Here is a 19,019-nt window from a genome sequence, read left to right as displayed (position 1 = left end):
ACGAGAACGGCTTTAATCGCGCCCCAGCAAAGCATCGAGCGTTCTTTGCATCAGGCTCGCGAGTGGCTCTATATCGGGTAAGCTGCCAGCGATAAGCTGTTGCTCGGCGCGTTCGGCTAAGTCAAACAACTCCATCAACCCCATCGTGCCGGTTGTACCTTTAATCGTGTGCAGCAAAGGCGCTAGATCGGTGGCGGAATTTTTACTGGCGCGAAGTTCACTGGGCCAATCTGGGTGATGTTTCGCAAAATTACCCAACAGGGTACGAATTAGCGTTTCATTGTTTTGAAAGCGTCGCAATAGTTCATCGCCTTCCGTACCCATTTGCTGCAGTAGCGTCATCAGCGATTCACTAACCTCATGTGTCGAGGGCCGCGGCTCCGGCACAGCCTCTGGGTTTGATTCTAGGCTGCGCTCTTGCGAGGTCCAGCGAATTAATACATCCAACAATTCGCTTAAATCAAATGGCTTGCCCAAATGATCATCCATGCCCGCCTCTATAGCCTCGGCGATGTCCTCACTCATTACCGCAGCGGACAGCGCAATAACTGGCGTGGTTTTGGTCGAGGCCTTTTGACGCAAGCGGCGCGTTGCCTCAAAGCCGTCCACCTCGGGCATATGTAAATCCATAAGGATCGCGTCGTACTGTGTACGCGAGGCCGCCTCGACAGCCTCGGCACCACCGCCCGCAACATCGACACTAAGGCCCACTTGAGCCAGTAGTGTGGTGGCCACCTCTACATTGAGCGCGTTATCCTCGACCAACAAAATACGTTTGCCCTCTAGGCGTTGCGCTTTGTCTCTATTGCTCTCATTCAAAACCGTTTTTTTAGACTTGTGCGTTACCGCCTTGATATGCTCGGCTTTAACCAAGTTGTATAAAGTGGAGGGTAAAACCGGCTTAGATAAAACCGGGGTTGAATCGCGCCCCTCTTGTTTTAACTTATCCAGCAGCGTGCGTTTATCGTACGCCGTTACCATGATGACTTCGCCGGAGCGGCCCTGTGAGCGAGGCTTTTCTGAACCCTGCGCCTGCGATTCATCAATAGCCGCCAACTGCCGTAACAAATCTACGCCATCGTCTTCGCCCAGCTTCCAGTCCAGCAAAACCAAATCGTAGGCATCGGACTTTAGCGCATTTTTGTAACAGACTAGCGCCTCGGCCACGGTGGTTACCGCATCCGCCTGAACACCCCACGCTTCTAAGTAGGCTTTTAAAATATCGTTAGAGGTTTGACTATCGTCCACCAGTAATACTCGGTTAATACCCACTGGGGCTAACGCTTCTTCAGCCTCTTGCGCAAATTTAAGAGGCAGGCAAAAATAAAACTCACTGCCGCGTCCCGGCTCGCTTTTAACGGCAATAGTGCCATGCATTAACCGAATTAACTTTTCACAAATCGTTAAACCAAGACCAGTACCACCATACTCTCGGTCAGTGGCGTCGTCCGCCTGACTAAACTGTTTGAAGATATGATCGGCTTTTTCCGGGGCAATACCGACCCCGGTATCTTTTACCGAAAACCGCAACTGTTCGCCCGCGTCCCGCTCTCGGCTCACAGTGAGAACCACCTGACCACTGTGGGTAAACTTACTGGCATTGCCGACCAGATTATTTAACACCTGAGCCAAACGATACGGATCGCCCAATAGCGTCACCGGCAAGGTAGGGTCAATCCAGGTATGCAGCGCCACACCTTTTTTCGTCAAACCCGCCTCAAATAACGCCACCACAGAGCTAATAAGCTGCTCGGGCTGAAAAGGCGTTTCAATAATTTTTACGTTGCCGGAATCGAGCTTGGAGATGTCTAGAATATCGTTAAGAATAGCCAGCAGGGCACGCGATGCATGGCCGAGCTTATCGACGTATTCGTGTTGCTCTGCGGCAAGCGTGGTTCCTTTTAGGATATCAATCAAACCGATAATGCCGTTCATCGGGGTGCGAATTTCATGGCTCATATTGGCCAAAAAGGCGCTTTTTGTCTCCGCGGCGGCCTCCGCTTGGCGGGTGCGCAACTGCAACGCTTTATTTAACGTTTCGACTTGATCTTTAGCGCCGATCACCTCGGTCAAGTCGGTGGCAATGGCAACAACGCCTACGACTTTAGGCGCTAGCGCTTGATCTCTATTTTGTTCAAAATCTGGCACCAAATAAATCTGTAAATGTTGGGTCCCTTTATCGCTGGGTGACGATTGATTAAAGGTAACCCGCTCGCCCATAAGGCAGCGCTCAAAATAACCTTGCCACAGGTAGTACTCCTGCGCCGATAAAATATCGGATAAAGCCACACTGCCCTGCGGCGCCGACTCGACCCCGTAATGCTGCTTAAAACTGCTATTGGCATAACTGCAATATTGGCCCAACGTCCAGTAGGCGATCATATTAGGCAGCGATTCGGTAACGGTATTGATAAACTCATTGCGCCGCTGTAAATCTAGGCTACGCTGATGCTCGCGGCGACGCAGCTCAGACGCATTGCTAAATAGCCGGTAGTAAAACCAACACCCCAGAAGCATCGCTAAAAGCACCGGCAACAACAACCAGACCGCCCGCCAGCGGGCCTCCTGAAAGCGCTGCGCCACCTCAACCGCCGGAATATGTGTTAACAACAGTATGGGCGTAAAGGCCGCCTGCGCCTGACTGGACGCGCTTTCAAGCTGCGGCGCGACACGCACCCAGCTCCAGTAACCACTGTCAGCCTTAAGCACCGAGGCGGCCACCGTGGCGTTTTGTATTGCGTGCCACAGATTCGGCTCATCGACGGCAATGGAGTGCCCGGTGCCCAGAATGTGCCCCCAGGTTTTATCGGGCTCTGGGTGGGTCAACCAGTTACCTTGGGCATCGGCCAGATAAACACCCGCCTCGTCTTGGGAGGTGGAGAAGGAACCCGACTTAACATTAAACAACAAATTAAATATAAGGTAGCCGTGATCAAGGCCATTGATCGTCGGCAAGCGCACACCATAGCGAATGGTGGGGGTTAAGGGTCGCTGCAAACGGCCATTTTCAACATTTAGGTCCGGCTGCGAAACAAAGGTTTCGTAATCCCGCAAGCTTACGATCTGTTGGTGATAGGGACGTTGCGATTTGTTCTGCAGGGCTTCGCCGGCAACCTCACGCACCCCGTGGCTATCGACCAAAATTTTGGCCATCTCGCGGCCGTCTTCCAGTACCCAGCGCACCTGAAAGTAAGCTCGGTTACGGTACGCCAATGAATACAAGGACTGAATGATTAAATCATGCTTACTTTTTAAGTCTGACTTTTGCAGCGCCGATTGGATTAAAGGCTCTTGCGCCATGCCCGCCAAATGCCTGGCCGGCAACGACAAAACCTCGGTTAGCTGGGAGCGACTTTCGGCTTGTTGAATTTCGATTTCACGGACCAAAGAATCCCGCGCATCGTTGGCGAGAATCTTATAAACCAAAAAAGAAATAGCCGCAAAAAACAGCAGTACGGTTGCGATCACCCACAAGAACTGTCTTAAAGACAACCGATCCAACGAGCTCTTTAACACCATTACCGCCGCCTTTTTTTGGTAAAGTTAACGCATTAACATTTATCGACTCACAGTATCGGTTTCAGCTCCGCCCACAGGCTGAGTCGCAAGCACCTGGGCCTCAAGTGCTTGCGCTTTGGTTTGCTCATACCGAGCGGCGGCAGCGGCTACTGCACCGCCGTTACCCGTGGTTAGCCAGCGACGAATGCGGCCCGCATCGCCAAGCGGTGTGCGCTTGCCAAAAGAATCAAGCATCACCATCGCCGTGGGCACCCCCTCAATATTGACGACCATCGCCAAGCAGCGCCCGGCGTTGGTTAAATAACCGGTTTTACTTAACAACACGTCCCAGCGTGAACTGCGCACTAACGGATTAGTATTAGCGTAGTACAAAGAGTAGCCTGGGTGGGTAAACCATACATCGTGTTTAGCGCCAGTGGTCGCCTCGCGAATCGCGGGGTATTCGTATGCGGCTTTAAGCATTTTACCCAGATCAGCCGCCGTGGAAACATTTTGCTCTGATAAACCGCTGGGGTCGACAAAGTGAGTATGGCGCATACCGAGCGCCCGCGCTTTAGCATTCATGGCGTCGATAAACGCATCGTAGCCCTGTGGGTGATGACGCGCGAGCAAGTAGGCGGCGTAATTCTCTGAGGACATGAGCGCGATAGTCAGTAAGTCGCCTCGCTTAGCGTGAGAGTCGGGCCGAATACGCGAGTAGGCATTAGCCGCCGCCGCCACATGGCGCTTCTCGACGGTTAGCCTTTCATTTAATGGGGCGCCAGAGTCTAACACGACGAGCGCTGTCATCATTTTGGTGACGGAGGCAATGGGCATTACCCAATCGGCGCGCTTAGCGTAACTGGGCTCGCCACTGTTAAGCGGGGCAACAAAGGCGCTGACCGATGCCAGCTTAAGGTTTTCTGGATCTAACGCGTCCGGGACTGGTGCTTGGGACACTGAGGTCGCACTAACACACACACTAGCCGCTAACGCCAGCCCAACAATCACAGCCTGCCGTAGCAACACCTTTACCTCATACATCATTACTTACCGCCTCCCAAAGCGCTGTTTTATCCGCCATAAGGTTAACACGAATCGGCCCGGCTTGACGCCGACCAATCGTGCTCAATATTGCGCCCCGGTTGGCACCACGAGGATGCAGCGCCGTTAAACGCATTAATTAGGCTACGCCTGTGCTATAAATGTGGATTACCTGAAGCTTGCCTACGCCGACCGCCGTGTTGGTGCAGGCAAGCTCTAATATCTGTCCGGGAGATCGCAATGAAACAGTTAGTAGGAGTAATCGGCTTGTGTGTGCTGGCGCAAACAAGCTTAGCAGAGCAGCCAAAATCGTTGGATTTAAAAAGCTTGAGCGATGCCGTCAGCAACACTCAAAACAGTGCCAATCAAGCCTCGGGGTTAATGTCGAGCCTGACCGACCAATTAGGCATCTCGCAAACGCAGGCCGCCGGTGGCACATCCGCGCTAATGGCACTGGCCAGCAACGCCCTATCAAACGACAACGCGGCGATGCTAAAAGACATTATTCCGGCAGGTTCCGGCACCGGGGGCGGGCTTGCCTCATCATTGATGGGCTCTATTACCAATATGGATGGCGTGGCATCGGCGTTTAGTAAACTGGGGCTTGACCCGGCCATGATCAATCAATTTACCCCGATCTTAATGGATTATGTAAGCAAAAATGGTGGTAGCGAATTACTGGGCCAGCTGAGCTCCATTTGGGGCGGTTAAATTGCGGGTGTTCACATAAACAAGCCGGCGGGTTCTGTGAAAACCCGCCGGCTTGCGATAAGCACTTTTTAAAAGATTGCCGATTAGCGCGCGGTTAAGTTCGCCCGGCTCTCTTGCTCCAGACTAAATGTAACCACCACCCGACGGTTCTGCTCGCGGCCACTGGAGGTGTCATTGTCCGCAACCGGGTTGCGTTCACCGTGGCCATCCACATTCCAGTCGGTTACCTGCACGCCTTCAGACTTTAAATAATCCGTTACACTGCTGGCGCGTTTCTCCGAGAGCGTCTCGTTGTATTCATCGGGGCCGGTAGCATCAGCGTAACCATCTACCTCGGCCGTTAGGGTCACATCGTCAAATTTCTCGGCCGCCCGCACCAACTCTGCCAACTCTTGACGCGCATCGCCGCTTAGTGCGGAGGAGTCAAACGCAAAGCGCACCGTGGTATCAAGAGGAAAAGCCGCCAGCGCAGGATTCGGCTTTGCGGGTTCGGGAGCCTGCTCTGCCATATCTACCGGCTCTGCCGCGTCCATTTCAGTGGCGTCGTCTTTTTTTACCGCGTGATAACCCGACTGAGCCGCATTGACATTGTGCCCGTCTTTGTCGGTTTTCATATTCACCAATTCGTACTCACTGCTCTGTCCAGCATCGGCGCTGTCGCTGCCACCGGTAGAGCTGCAACCGACTAATGCCGCTGTCGATGCGGCGGCGGCCATTGCCAACCAAAATGATTGTCGCTGTTTCATGGAGTTCTCCCATTAATGAATCGATTTGTCTGGGAGGGGTATAGCGAGTAGCGTGCCAACACTACATCAAACACTGACAGCACAGGCGACAAAGCATTAACCAACGCCGTTTTTGTGAAGGCGCTCTAACTTTTAGGTTTACTACCTGTGCGCGAGCGGCGCGATAAGGCAAGGGTTAAGAGGCAAACCGTGTAGCTTTTTCAGCACTTTTACCATCTTGCATGGACGGCAGCGCCCTTAGGCTACCAATCTAAAAACACATCACTCGGGGCAAACTCATAGTTACCCCGAGAGCGCTGCTTACACTCGCGCGCAGCACGAATATCGCGCTGCGCATTGAGTACCCAAATTGGGGGCTGCTGAGATCGTAACTGATAGCCGTTAGCCAACAACTGTTTCACAATCGCACGCCGCGCGCCTATGGCTTGCTCGGCTCGCTGAAATGGCCCCTGCTGGGTGACTCGCTCGGGCGTAACATTTTGCCCCGCATAAGCCAGCAGTGTGGCGATGCCGTCATCCTCTTGTCGCATATGAATCTCTACGCGCCACTCATGGCAGACAAGCACTAACGGCTCGCTGGTCGAGGGGATCGAATGCGTCATATCGTCAGACATTTTCGCTTTACAGGTTGTCGTCTAAAAACACGAGGATATCTTGCAACACCGGCACCGCGTGAGTATCAAAGCAACTGCCCAGCGCCTCGATACAACCACTATCCATATAAGCGTGATTATTGCCCTCGTAAATGGTTAAGCTCGCCGGTTGGCCGACTGCTTTAAGCGCATCGACATAGGCTTTAACGGCTTGGGGCGGTGTGGTGGTATCGATACTGCCCACATGATGCAGCTGCGGTGGCAAGGGGTATTCGTCAAACGCGGGGATATTATAAAGCGGCGATACCGCGCGGTAGTAATCTGGGTTATCGGCGACATTACTGTCAGAGCCAAATATGCCCCGTGGCTCGGCGCCGGCCCACTGCCAAAACATATTGCCAGAGGTTTCAAATCCGCTTTTAGCGGCGCTCAACAAATCAAACGCACCGTAGCTAATCACTGCCGCCTGTACCGCTAAACCATCATCCCGGGCCACCTGCTCGGCGGTTTTCCCCTCGGGCAACCAGGTTGGCTTAAACCCTAATGAGTCGCCGGCAAAACCGTCTGACTCTAACTGCCGGCCACGGGTTAAAATCATCGAAGCGAGATGCCCGCCGGCACTATCGCCGGTTACCGCAATGCGCGTCGGGTCGCCACCGTACTCGGCAATATTCGCTTTCACCCACAAGAGCCCACCGAAAACATCTTCGACAATCTCATTCATCTGTGTGGTGTTGCCGTTATCCGGCAACAAACGATAGTTAACGTTGGCCACCACATAACCACCGTGTTCGGCCAAGTAAGCGCTCATCGAGTCCATTACACTCTCGTCATTAACCAGCCAACCGCCGCCGTGATAAATCACCACCACCGGCGCTTGTTGGGCCTTTTCCGGCTGATAAATATCAAGCTTTAGTGCGCGCTGGCCGGCGTTGGCCCAGACGATATCATCGTGCTTGGTAAATTCATTCGCTGACGCCCAGGGCACCAATGCCGTTAGCAGTATCAGTAGTAATAGGTGTTTTACACCACTGTAGAATTTCATCTCGACCTCTTGTTTGTTGTTATAAAAGGTTTGCTCTGCCCGACTCTAATTCAAGCGCGAGCGCTACACCAGTAGCGTCAACATTACTTTACCTCTTGGCGCCAACTCACGGTGGCCGCTTGGCGAATGAACGCATCAATATAATCCGTATTGCGGTCGGCGGTGCGCACACCGACATAAATATGCTTAGCAATGCCTTGCTCGCCCAGACTTACCGCTTTGATCGGTAAGCGTTCGGCGTACTCAGCTACCAGCCAGCGCGGCAGCGCGGCCACGCCACGGCCAACCGCCACCGTGTGCAATAAAATATCGGTGGTCTCAATGGTTTTATGGCTGCGCGGCGCAACCCCCGCCGGCAACATAAAATGGCTAAAAATATCCAGCCGTTCTACCGGCACCGGGTACGAGATTAACACCTCGCCCACCAATTGCTCAGGCCGCACAAAATCTTGCTGCGCCAGCGGGTGATGATTGGCCACCACCAACACCTGCTCGTAATCAAACACCGGAGTAAACTCCACGCCAGGCTTATGCAGCGGGTCGGGAGTCACCAGCAAATCAATATCGTGACCAAACAACGCGGCCATGCCGCCAAACTGAAACTGCTGTTTAACGTCCACATCGACGCCGGGCCAAGCCGTTAAGTAAGGGCCCACTATTTTTAATAGCCATTGGTAACAGGGGTGGCACTCCATGCCGATGCGCAACACACCGCGCTCGCCGGCGGCCATACGGGCAATTACATCTTCGGCATGCTCCAACTGTGGCAGCAGCCGTCCGGCAAGCCCCAGCAGGTATTGCCCCGCCTGAGTTGGCCTTAACTGCCGCCCTTCTCGCTCCCACACGGGTGCACCCAGCTGCTGCTCTAACTTTTTTATCGAGTGGCTTAACGCCGATTGCGTTAGATGCAGTCTCTCGGCCGCTGCCGTCAGTGAGCCCGCTTGTTCTACCGCCCGTAATATTGCCAAATGGCTGCGCTCTATCATGCCCTCTCCCGATCAGCATCGCTCAAAACATGAATATAATTCATCAAACAATGAATTAATACCATTTTTAATCATACAACGGCCCGCCTACACTGGCCCCTTACTGACTAGGAGGCCAACATGGCAACGACACACAACTTGGGATTTCCCCGCATTGGCGCCAAGCGCGAACTTAAATTTGCCCAAGAGGGCTTTTGGAAAGGCCAGCTACCCGAGCGCGAGTTGCAGCAAACCGCACAAACGCTACGCGCCCGCCACTGGCAGGCACAAGAGCCTCTCGACTGGGCTCCGGTGGGCGATTTTTCCTTTTACGATCAAGTGCTGGACACCAGTTTTACCTTGGGGCATATCCCGTCCCGGGTCAGTAATTTGGCTGGCACCGAGCTGGACAATTACTTTCGTATTGCCCGCGGCCGCTCTAAGGGCGACAGCGATTGCCAATGCGTACACGCCGGCGAAATGACTAAGTGGTTCGACACCAACTACCATTACATCGTCCCCGAATTTAGCGCAGACGATACCTTTACCCTTAATCCCGACCGCTTGCTGGCACAACTGGCCGAGGCCCGCGCGCAAAACGTCAACGCCAAACCGGTGATTATCGGCCCGGTGACTTACCTGTGGTTAGGCAAAAGCAAAGACGACAGCGACCGCTTGGCACTGCTCGATAAACTGCTGCCGGTGTACAACGAATTACTGCAAACACTGGCCGGCGAAGGCGTAGAGTGGGTACAAATCGACGAGCCGGCACTGGTGACTGATTTGGATGCCAACTGGCAGCATGCGGTTAACCTCGCCTATCACACCCTAAAAAGCGCGCCGGTAAAATTATTGCTCGCCACCTACTTTGGCGAGCTAGCCGACAATTTAAAGCTGACTTGCGAGCTACCCGTCGCCGGTATTCATATCGATGCCATTAGCGCACCAGCCGAGGTCAGTAAGATCGTCGATTGGTTGCCCAGCCACAAAGTGTTATCACTTGGGGTGATTAACGGTCGCAACATCTGGAAGACCGACTTAAACCGCACCCTCGACGGGCTGGAACCTATTGCCGCGAAACTGGGCGATCGCTTGTGGCTGGCGCCATCGTGCTCGCTGCTGCATGTACCGGTTGACTTGGCGGCCGAACAGTCGCTCGACCCCGAGGTAAAAAACTGGTTAGCGTTTGCGCTGCAAAAGCTGGATGAACTGAGCATTATTGCCACGGCGCTAAATGAAGGCCGGGAAACCGTTGCCGTAGAGCTAGACGCAAATGCCCAAGCCATCGCCGCGCGCCAGCAGTCCGAACGTGTGCACAACAGCGAGGTACGAGCACGCACCGCCAGCATCACTCAGGCGTTGGGCGAGCGCGTTAGCCCTTACGCGGCACGAGCCAAAAAGCAAACCGCGCGATTCCAACTGCCCGCGTACCCCACCACTACCATTGGCTCCTTTCCACAGACATTGGACATTCGCCAAACTCGCCGGCAATTTAAAAATGGCGAGCTAAACACCGAGGACTACCAAGCCCGCATCAAAGCCGAAATTGAACGCTCAGTGCGTGAGCAAGAGGCGCTAGATCTGGATGTATTGGTACACGGCGAAGCCGAGCGCAACGACATGGTCGAGTACTTTGGCGAGCAGCTCGAGGGTTACGTATTTAGCCAGTACGGCTGGGTACAATCCTACGGTTCGCGCTGCGTTAAACCACCCATTTTGTTTGGCGATATCAGCCGCCCCACGGCCATGACGGTGGCTTGGACGCAATACGCGCAGTCGCTCACCGCCAAACCATTAAAGGGTATGCTGACCGGGCCTGTCACTATTCTAAACTGGTCCTTTGTGCGCGACGATCAGCCACGCTCTGAAACCTGTAAGCAGTTAGCGCTGGCGATTCGCGATGAAGTGCAAGATTTAGAGCAAGCCGGTGTCGGTATTATCCAAATTGATGAGGCCGCCCTGCGCGAAGGCTTACCCCTGCGCAAAAGCCAATGGCAGCAGTATTTAGAGTGGGCCGTGGAGTGTTTTAGAATTACCGCCAACGGCGTCGCCGATGAAACACAGATTCATACCCATATGTGCTACTCGGAGTTTAACGATATTATCGAATCCATCGCCCACATGGACGCGGACGTAATTACGATCGAGACATCGCGCTCGGATATGGAGTTGCTGGACGCATTTGATGACTTTAATTACCCCAACGATATTGGCCCGGGCGTATACGACATTCACTCGCCGAATATTCCAAGCCAAGAGCACATTGTAACGTTGATGAGTAAAGCCGGCGAGCGCATTCCCGCCGAGCGTTTGTGGGTAAACCCCGACTGCGGCTTAAAAACCCGCCAGTGGGATGAGGTAGTACCGGCGCTAAAAAACATGGTAAATGCCGCCAAAATATTGCGCCAATCGGCGTAACACTCTGGCAAAAATCCCGGCGTTTACCGCCGGGATTTTCATTTAATAAACAGAGTGACCCGCAAGATTTTTTAAAACCCCTCCTCTTGCAACCACTGATTCATAGTCGCAAACCAATCGATGGGGTTGCGCATACCAAAGCCGTGCCCGCCGTTGGGCAAAATCAACATACCGGCACTCACACTGTTACTTTTTAATGCTCGGTAGTAATCCAGCGAGTTTTCTACCGGAACGGAACCATCATCACCCGCGTGCACTAAAAATGCCGGCGGCGTCGCCTCAGTTACCTGTGTTTCATTCGAAAAATACTGCTGCCACTGAGCATTAAAATTTTCACCAAGCAAATTAGTACGCGAACCTTTATGGGCAACCTCGCCGGTAAAACTAACCACCGGATACACCAACACCTGAAAGTTCGGCCGCAGATCAGCGGCTTGCCAGCGCTCTAGTACCGGATCGTTATAATGCACCGCCGCCGACGAAGCCAAATGTCCCCCGGCGGAAAAACCCATCACCCCCACTTTATTGGCGTCAATGTTCCAGCGCGCGGCGTTCTCGCGCACTAGACCAATAGCTTGCTGCACGTCTTGCAGCGGGCCAATTTTTTTGTCAGCCATGGTTGCATCCAGTGGGTCACGATACTTAAGCACAAAAGCGGCGATGCCTTCGCGATTAAAGCGCTGGGCGATATCGTAGCCCTCCTTTACTATCGAGACACCGCGATAACCGCCACCGGGGCAAATAACCACTGCGGTACCCGTCGCCACTGAGGCATCGGGTAAGTAGGCGGTCATGGTAGGCAGTGTTACCTGCATTAAAAATGTATCCGGGTTGGCCGGGTCACGAACGGTTTCTAAGTCAACACTCGCACGAGCGTTGGGAATACCACTGGACTCCTCGGCTTTATACAGCGGATACACAGTGGGGCTTTGATCAAAGCCTGAACCAAGGTCGTCTACCCTTGACGACGTTGAGCAAGCAATCGCCATAACGGTCGCCCATAAGAGCAAACCGACTTTTAAAGTCCGACCCAGCAGGGACCTTGTGCCAGTAAAAATACCAACCCTATAAATATTATTGATAGCCATAAAGGCCTCCGTATTTAGATGTGTGAGAATGTGGCCTCACTGAATTTCTGCTGAGTAGCTTTTTAATTTTTAGAATAAAAAATCCGACACAACACATTAAACATTAACACTGATTCGTTCTTGTATCGCTTTTGTATGGCGAATGTATCCCAATGTAAACTTCAGCGCATATTTGGAACAATTAATATTTCTCGCCCTCCATAACGCCTGTACCGCTACCGCGCCCTAGGTTTTATCGTCGCTCTTGAGCTGTCATTACATGGGCTCACTTACCCTTAACAACAACGAGTGTGATTATGAACAACACCCCACAGAATAAAATTATTCAACAGACAACCGTCTTCTGCAACGCGCCATCACCGGCGGCGGTAGCAACACCACTTGCCAGTCCGGCTCAGTTTAGTCGGCGCCGCGCCCTTAGCGCCTTTGGCGCCTCCCTAGCCGGGCTGGGGACAATAAGCGGCTGCGGAGGAGCAAGCTCCGGTTCATCCATAGCCACAGGGGATGGTAGCTGTGTATTAATCCCTTCAGAAACCGAAGGGCCCTACCCGCTCTCTGTAGTGCTTAGTAATTCAACGTACGTGCGCGGCAAAATCAACGAGGAAAAAACCGGTGTACCCCTGACGCTTAAGTTTAAGCTAGTGGATATTAACCATGATTGCGAGCCTTTCCCCTACGCGTCTTTTTACGTGTGGCACTGTGATAAAGACGGTCTGTACTCGGGCTACGCCCAATCGGCAAGCGACACCCGTGGTGCAACTTTTTGCCGCGGCATTCAAGATGTTAACGTCAAGGGTGAGGTGACGTTTCACACCATATATCCCGGCTGGTACGCCGGGCGAATGACTCACATTCACTTCCAAGTGTTTTTATACAATGACACGGCCTCTGTGGCGACGGCCACCTCGCAGTTAGCTTTTCCAGCGGAAACCACCGACGCGGTGTACAACTCATCGCTCTACCGTAATCGCGAACCAAACAACTCGGTCAGCTCGATTGCGCAAGACAGTATTTTTGCCGATGGCACTGACAGCCAAATGGTCAACGTGAGTGGCTCCGTAGAGGATGGTTTTACCGCGACACTTACGGTAGGTATCGCGGCGCCCTAGACTACTAACACAATCGTGTTCGGCAAAAGCGCAATCGGCGTTATCACTTACGCAGTAAAACGCCGATGACCGCCAAACTAAACAACGCGATTAAGCCCGCGCTCACCACAACCAATACGTGGGTCATGGTAACGCCCAAGGCAATTTCGGGTGTTGCCTGGCACAGCCCCTGTACCTCAAACACTGAGGGAAGCCATTTATCTAAAGGGGCCCACGCCGGAAAATTAGCCATAAACGCACAGCTGCCGCCATCGCCTACCCCATATTCAATTTTAATCAGGTTCCAGCTTTCATTGCCCAGGCCAATCGACAGCGCCAAACCACCCACCGCGCTTACCAACCGCCCCCACCAGTGACTTTTTAACAGCAACGCTAACAGCGATACGAAGAACAATGCCATCACCCACACGCGCACGTAAATACATACCTCGCACGGGTAGTATTGCCATACGTGCTGAAACAACAAAGCACCGGCCTCCAAAACCACCATTAACGCGGCCACCGCCAACCAAAAATTGCGGCATTGAGCGCTCTGCAGTAAACGGGATATCGGGTTCATTAACATGACAATTCCTTAGACATTCAACGCTAAAAACTTACAAAAAGGCGCCTTGGTGACGCGGCTATTGTGTGGGGATTGCTTTTTAATTTTTTGCTTATTTCCATCGTACGTAGGTTTAACGTTAACGGAAATCCACGCGCCACTAGTATAACCAATCGCAATCAAATGATCGCTGCTCACTTCAAATATTAACAAGCAAATCATCGGGCGCATTTTTAGTCAGTTTTCCGTGAATGCTCTCACATTCATAACCGCAACTTACTGGTCACAATACGCCGCTGGTGCTGCGCTGCGTTTTTTCGTACCGCACACTGGAAAACTCAAGCGACGTTGTCGGCAGTCCTGCCCATCTGCCCCAAAAGCAAAGCCGCTTGAGACAAAAGCTCGATGATTGCAGCAACCAACTCGCATTATTTACAGAGCGCCACGGTTGCGCGATCAACAAACTATAACAGCAAGGCTTATCAGCAAGGAGAGTTCCCTGTGAAATTCATCTCACTAACCGCCAGCGCTACGCTCGTTTTGACAGCGCTGACATCCCATACCAGTCACGCACAAACACAAAACTATGGCGAGGCGCTGCAGAAGTCGATTTACTTTTACGAGGCCCAGCAAGCCGGCCCACTGCCCGAGTGGAACCGCGTTCCCTGGCGCGGTGATTCGACCCCGACCGACGGCGATGACGTTGGCCTGGATTTACGCGGCGGCTGGTTTGACGCCGGCGACCATGTAAAGTTCGGCTTTCCCATGGCCGCTACCACGACGTTACTGGCGTGGGGCGCGGTAGATTACCGCCAAGCCTATGAAGACTCAGGTCAGCTCGAGCACATACTTAACAACTTGCGCTTTGTTAACGACTACTTTATCAACGCGCACCCATCACCCAATGTATTGTACGGCCAGGTAGGTGTTGGCTCGGCGGACCATACATTTTGGGGGCCTGCCGAGGTTGTTCACCACAAAATTCCCAACTCTCGGCAGTCAATGAAAATTGACTTAAGCTGCCCAGGCCCAGATTTAGCGGCCGAAACGGCGGCGGCCATGGCGTCCTCGTCGATGGTATTTGAGCAGACAGACTCGGCTTACGCCGCGACACTCTTAAGCCATGCCGAAGAGTTATTTGCCTTTGCCGAGCAAACCACCGGCACCGATGGCACCGACAATGCTTACTCTAATTGCATTACCGATGCCAAAGCGTTTTACAACTCGACCTACGGCGTTTACTGGGACGAAATGGCTTGGGGCGCACTGTGGATGTGGCGCGCTACCGGCGATAACGATTACCTAGATAAAGCCCTTGGCTACTACGGCCAGATGGGGAGCGAGAACCAATCCGACACACCAGTGTACACATGGTCTCTGGGCTGGAACGACAAAGCTTATGCCGTGTACGTGATGATGGCATCACTTTTGGGGGATGAGCGCTACCATGCCGACGCACAGCGCTACCTCGATCACTGGAGTATTGGCGCAGGCAAGCGCACCCCTGGCGGTATCGTTGTGGTTGATGGTTCGGGCTGGGGTGTTAACCGTTACGCGGCCAACATCGCCTATCTATCGCTGTATTACGCCGATGCTTTGGGTGAGACCGATCCGCTGTACAGCCGCTATCAAGATTTCGGCGTCACCCAAATCGATTATATATTGGGCGAAAACCCCGCTAACCGCAGCTTTTTAATCGGTTACGGCAATGACTACCCAACCAATGTGCATCACCGCGGCTCACACGGCTCGTGGGCCGACAGCCTACAAGTGCCCGAGCAGCAGCGACACATCCTGTATGGCGCTGTAGTCGCCGGCCCCGATGCCGACACCAACTACACCGAAGATCGTGGTGACTACGTCATGAACGAAGTGGCGGTGGACTATAACTCGGGCTTTACCAGTGCCGTTGCCGCGCTCTACAACGATTACGGCGGCAACCCGCTGCCCGAATCGCAGTTCCCGCCGGCAGAGCCCGAGCAGGAAGAGTACTTAGTGGGCGCCACCATCAATAGCTCGGGTGCGGGCCACGTCGAGATTCGCAGCGTTATACAAAACCGCAGCACGACACCGGCGCAAGGTCGCGATGACTTGTACTTTCGTTACTTTTACGATTTAAGCGAGGTTTACGACGCGGGCTACACCGCCAATGACGTGACCATCACTACCGCTTACTCGCAAGCCAGTAGCGTTACCGGCCCACATGTGTGGGGCGACCCGGCCGATCATATTTACTACGCCGAGGTTAGTTTTGCAGGCGATGTGATCTTCCCGGGCGGACAATCGGCGCACCGCCGTGAAGTGCAGTTCCGCGCATCGCTACCCACCGGCGTCAACATCTGGGACAACAGCAACGACCCGTCGTGGATGGCAGCTTACAGCAACCCCAGTGAGCAATATGGTTATCCATCAGACAGCATTCCGGTTTATGGTGACGACGGTTTGCTAAGCGGTGAAGAGCCCGGCGGCGGTTGCGGCGGCACCAGCGGCGTTAACTGTTTGCCCACGGCCAGCGATTTAAACGTAACCACCGCGTTTGAAACCGCCGTCGCTATTGAGCTGCAAGGCGCCGACAGTGACGGTAGCGTGGCGCAATACAACGTCACTGGCGCTCCTGCCAGCGGTACCTTAAGCGGCACCGGCGCCAACCTCACTTACACCCCGGACGATGGCTTTAGCGGCAGTGACAGCCTGACCTATACGGTGACCGACAACGCCGGCGGTGTGTCCGAGCCGGCCGTGGTGGATATCACCGTCGAGGCCGAGTTAGTGCCCTCGGTTGCCATTAGCTCACCCGCCAATGGCACCGAGGTAGAACTGGGCGCTGACTTTACCGTGCAGTTTAATCTTGCCAACGCCGACGGCGTGCGGGTAAGCGTAAACGACATGGTGATTACCGACGTTAACAATGGCGACAGTGTGGTTCTTACTGCACCTAGCTCCGTCGGTGATTTTACCGTTAGCTTAAGCGCGCTGGACGACAACGGCACCGAGGTAGGCACGCCTGACAGCATTACCTTGACCGCGGTAAGTGAGCCGGTAAACACGCCCCCAGTGGCCTGTGTTGATCAAGCCAATGTCACTGTAGGTGTGGGCCAAACGGTTAACCTGGACGCCAGCTGCTCGGCCGATCCAGATGGCGACAACCTGAGCTTTGCCTGGGATTTAGGCAACGGTCAAACCGCCAGCGGTGCCACGGCCAGCGCGAGCTACGCCAGCGCCGGCAACTACACCGTCACTTTAACCGCCAACGATGGCACTGATACCGACTCAGTCACCACTAACGTCACTGTCGAAGAAGCAACCGGCGGCGGTCAGTGTGAGTATGTTGTGACCAACGAATGGAACAGCGGCTACACCGGGTTGATTCGCATCACCAATAGCGGCACCAGCGCTATTAATGGTTGGAGCGTTAACTGGAGCTACAGTGACGGCTCGGCTTTGGTGAACACCTGGAATGCCAACGTGACGGGCTCAAACCCACACACCGCGAGCAACCTAGGTTGGAACGGCACCATTGCTCCGGGACAGTCCACCGAGTTTGGCTTTCAAGTTAACAAAGGCTCGGCTAACGCCGTAGTGCCTGCCGTTAGCGGCAGTGTCTGCGGAGACTAAGCTAAGCAAACTAAAATAACGCTGTAAACACAGCGCCGATTTAACATCGGATCAGGCCGGCACAGAAATGTGCCGGCTTTTTTTAAAAAGAACTACGCCGGGCGCGGGGCAAACATAATAATGGCCATCCCCACCAGCGCGACCGACACCCCCAATATGTCCCAGAGCGTAGGCTTAACGCCATCGACCCACCAGAGCCACATAATGGCGACAAAAATATACACCCCACCATAAGCCGCATACACCCTCCCAGCAGCCGTCGGGTGCAGTGACAACAACCACGCAAACGCCGCCAAACTTAAGGCGCTAGGCAGCAGCAACCAAATGGTTTTGCCCTCGCGCAGCCACAAATAAGGTAAATAGCAACCGACAATCTCTGCCACCGCGGTAATGACAAACAAACCCAGCGTCCGCAATACAGTTACCGGCAAATCTGGCAAGATCATACACCTTCTATCCACTCATCAATTTTTCACCGCGCTCGATTTTTCCGTCGCGGTAAACCATGGCACTCACGCAACTTCGATACAATTGCGACCCGCGCGCTTGGCACGGTATAAAGCCGCATCGGCACGCAATAACGTATCTTTAACTGATTCATCCTCCGCTGTAGCCAGCGTCGTTCCTGCACTTATAGAGCAATACACCTCATTGCCATCAAGGTTAAACGGCGTGCCGGTCATCGATTGACACAACCGTTGCGCCACGGCTCGCGTCGCGCCTAAATCACTGTTGGGCAATAAAATAGCAAACTCTTCGCCACCCACCCGGCCCAATAAATCGTTACTACGCAAGATGGCACGCCAGCGCTTGCAAGTGGACTCCAGCACTTTGTCGCCTGCTGCATGACCATAACAATCATTAATTTTTTTAAAATGATCCAAGTCGATCATGACAATTGCCAGCGGATACTGCTGTTCGCGCGCCAGCTCAAACTCGGCATTAGCGCACTCTAAAAAGTGGCGTCGGTTCATTTCTCCGGTAAGCGTATCAACGCAGGCAATATGACGTAAGCTCGACTCTAACAACTTGTGCGAGGTGATATCGCGAAAAAACCATACTCTTCCTAGGTAGTCGCCCGCATCATTTTGCAAACCTACACTATTGCGCTCCAAAACCCGGCCGTCCACCAGCTCGACGTCGCACAGGTCAACCTCCTCTGGCCGCTCGTACAACTGCTGAACACGGTTTAAGAACGCCTCCGCGTGACGCCAGCAGCTGCAGAGCGGGCGCCATTAACTTATCTTCCGGCACCGATCCATCAGCACGCTGATGCTGCTTAACGTAAGCGGTGTCAATTTGCCACATATCTAAAAAGCGCTGGTTAAACGACACAATCTCGCCCTGCCCATTAACCACCAAAATGGCGTCCGGTGAGGCTTCTTGAATCGCTCTGAGTAATGACCGGTCAAATTCAACCGAGTGCTTAAAGGCAGGTTTACGTGTCAGAGTAGGCATTCTCTCACCCAAAGCTTATGGTAACGGTACGCGGCACACAAGCATCGTCTCGTTTGTGAAATCAGGTTTATAGTCAATGTTAACGGTATAGCAGCATTTGCTTATTCTAGTCTATTACGCGGCATTACGCGCCAAACAAGAGCCCACCAACACGGGACCTAACCGACGTGTTGCGGCGCTCTGAT

Annotated in this window: 15 protein-coding genes; 4 read left to right on the top strand and 11 right to left on the bottom strand. The window is 53.5% G+C overall.

Annotation, left to right across the window (positions count from 1 at the left end):
• Positions 1 to 12 precede the first annotated feature (12 nt).
• Positions 13 to 3,519, bottom strand: a complete 3,507-nt coding sequence (locus AACY82_RS06830; protein WP_339616035.1) for a response regulator — start codon at positions 3,517 to 3,519, stop codon at positions 13 to 15.
• Between the two features lie 39 nt (positions 3,520 to 3,558).
• Complete coding sequence (pbpG, locus tag AACY82_RS06825; RefSeq protein ID WP_339616034.1) at positions 3,559 to 4,545, bottom strand: D-alanyl-D-alanine endopeptidase; 987 nt, start codon at positions 4,543 to 4,545, stop codon at positions 3,559 to 3,561.
• Between the two features lie 237 nt (positions 4,546 to 4,782).
• Here pbpG and AACY82_RS06820 point away from each other — a divergent pair, with 237 nt between their 5' ends.
• Positions 4,783 to 5,253, top strand: a complete 471-nt coding sequence (locus AACY82_RS06820; RefSeq protein WP_339616033.1) for a DUF2780 domain-containing protein — start codon at positions 4,783 to 4,785, stop codon at positions 5,251 to 5,253.
• An 83-nt stretch (positions 5,254 to 5,336) separates the two neighbouring features.
• On the opposite strand, the gene AACY82_RS06815 is transcribed toward AACY82_RS06820, so the two are convergent.
• From AACY82_RS06815 to AACY82_RS06800, 4 genes are all read right to left on the bottom strand, one after another.
• Complete coding sequence (locus tag AACY82_RS06815; RefSeq protein ID WP_339616032.1) at positions 5,337 to 5,999, bottom strand: OmpA family protein; 663 nt, start codon at positions 5,997 to 5,999, stop codon at positions 5,337 to 5,339.
• Between the two features lie 242 nt (positions 6,000 to 6,241).
• Positions 6,242 to 6,601 carry a hypothetical protein gene (locus AACY82_RS06810; protein WP_339616031.1) on the bottom strand — a complete coding sequence of 120 codons (360 nt, stop codon included), beginning with the start codon at positions 6,599 to 6,601 and terminating at the stop codon, positions 6,242 to 6,244.
• A gap of 19 nt (positions 6,602 to 6,620) precedes the next feature.
• A complete protein-coding gene (locus AACY82_RS06805) occupies positions 6,621 to 7,637 on the bottom strand; it encodes an alpha/beta hydrolase (RefSeq protein WP_339616030.1) in 1,017 nt (338 codons plus the stop codon).
• An 83-nt stretch (positions 7,638 to 7,720) separates the two neighbouring features.
• Complete coding sequence (locus tag AACY82_RS06800) at positions 7,721 to 8,623, bottom strand: LysR family transcriptional regulator (protein ID WP_339616029.1); 903 nt, start codon at positions 8,621 to 8,623, stop codon at positions 7,721 to 7,723.
• A gap of 120 nt (positions 8,624 to 8,743) precedes the next feature.
• Between AACY82_RS06800 and metE the strand changes: the two genes are divergently transcribed.
• Entirely contained in the window at positions 8,744 to 11,020 is a 2,277-nt protein-coding gene (metE, locus tag AACY82_RS06795) for a 5-methyltetrahydropteroyltriglutamate--homocysteine S-methyltransferase (protein WP_339616028.1), read from the top strand.
• A gap of 71 nt (positions 11,021 to 11,091) precedes the next feature.
• Here metE and AACY82_RS06790 read toward each other — a convergent pair whose 3' ends face one another.
• A complete protein-coding gene (locus AACY82_RS06790; protein WP_339616027.1) occupies positions 11,092 to 12,009 on the bottom strand; it encodes an alpha/beta hydrolase in 918 nt (305 codons plus the stop codon).
• Positions 12,010 to 12,404: 395 nt separating this feature from the next.
• On the opposite strand from AACY82_RS06790, the gene AACY82_RS06785 reads away from it, so the two are divergent.
• A complete protein-coding gene (locus tag AACY82_RS06785) occupies positions 12,405 to 13,217 on the top strand; it encodes a protocatechuate dioxygenase (RefSeq protein ID WP_339616026.1) in 813 nt (270 codons plus the stop codon).
• A 43-nt stretch (positions 13,218 to 13,260) separates the two neighbouring features.
• Here AACY82_RS06785 and AACY82_RS06780 read toward each other — a convergent pair whose 3' ends face one another.
• Positions 13,261 to 13,776, bottom strand: coding sequence for a disulfide bond formation protein B (locus AACY82_RS06780; protein ID WP_339616025.1), 516 nt, complete (start codon positions 13,774 to 13,776; stop codon positions 13,261 to 13,263).
• A 495-nt stretch (positions 13,777 to 14,271) separates the two neighbouring features.
• Between AACY82_RS06780 and AACY82_RS06775 the strand changes: the two genes are divergently transcribed.
• Entirely contained in the window at positions 14,272 to 17,376 is a 3,105-nt protein-coding gene (locus tag AACY82_RS06775) for a glycoside hydrolase family 9 protein (RefSeq protein ID WP_339616072.1), read from the top strand.
• 92 nt (positions 17,377 to 17,468) lie between these two features.
• Here AACY82_RS06775 and AACY82_RS06770 read toward each other — a convergent pair whose 3' ends face one another.
• From AACY82_RS06770 to AACY82_RS06760, 3 genes are all read right to left on the bottom strand, one after another.
• Positions 17,469 to 17,822, bottom strand: coding sequence for a YnfA family protein (locus tag AACY82_RS06770; protein ID WP_339616024.1), 354 nt, complete (start codon positions 17,820 to 17,822; stop codon positions 17,469 to 17,471).
• Positions 17,823 to 17,888: 66 nt separating this feature from the next.
• Positions 17,889 to 18,551 carry a GGDEF domain-containing protein gene (locus tag AACY82_RS06765; protein WP_339616023.1) on the bottom strand — a complete coding sequence of 221 codons (663 nt, stop codon included), beginning with the start codon at positions 18,549 to 18,551 and terminating at the stop codon, positions 17,889 to 17,891.
• The gene (locus tag AACY82_RS06760) at positions 18,526 to 18,834 is read right to left on the bottom strand and encodes a PAS domain-containing protein (protein ID WP_339616022.1); all 309 of its coding nucleotides are present in this window, start codon (positions 18,832 to 18,834) and stop codon (positions 18,526 to 18,528) included. Before AACY82_RS06760 ends, AACY82_RS06765 begins: the two co-directional genes overlap by 26 nt.
• Positions 18,835 to 19,019 lie beyond the last annotated feature (185 nt).

It is taken from the genome of uncultured Gilvimarinus sp. (genome assembly GCF_963972205.1).
Lineage (GTDB): Bacteria > Pseudomonadota > Gammaproteobacteria > Pseudomonadales > Cellvibrionaceae > Gilvimarinus > Gilvimarinus japonicus.
Note: the sequence above shows the minus strand (reverse complement) of the source record. Positions and strands in the feature narration are given on the sequence as shown.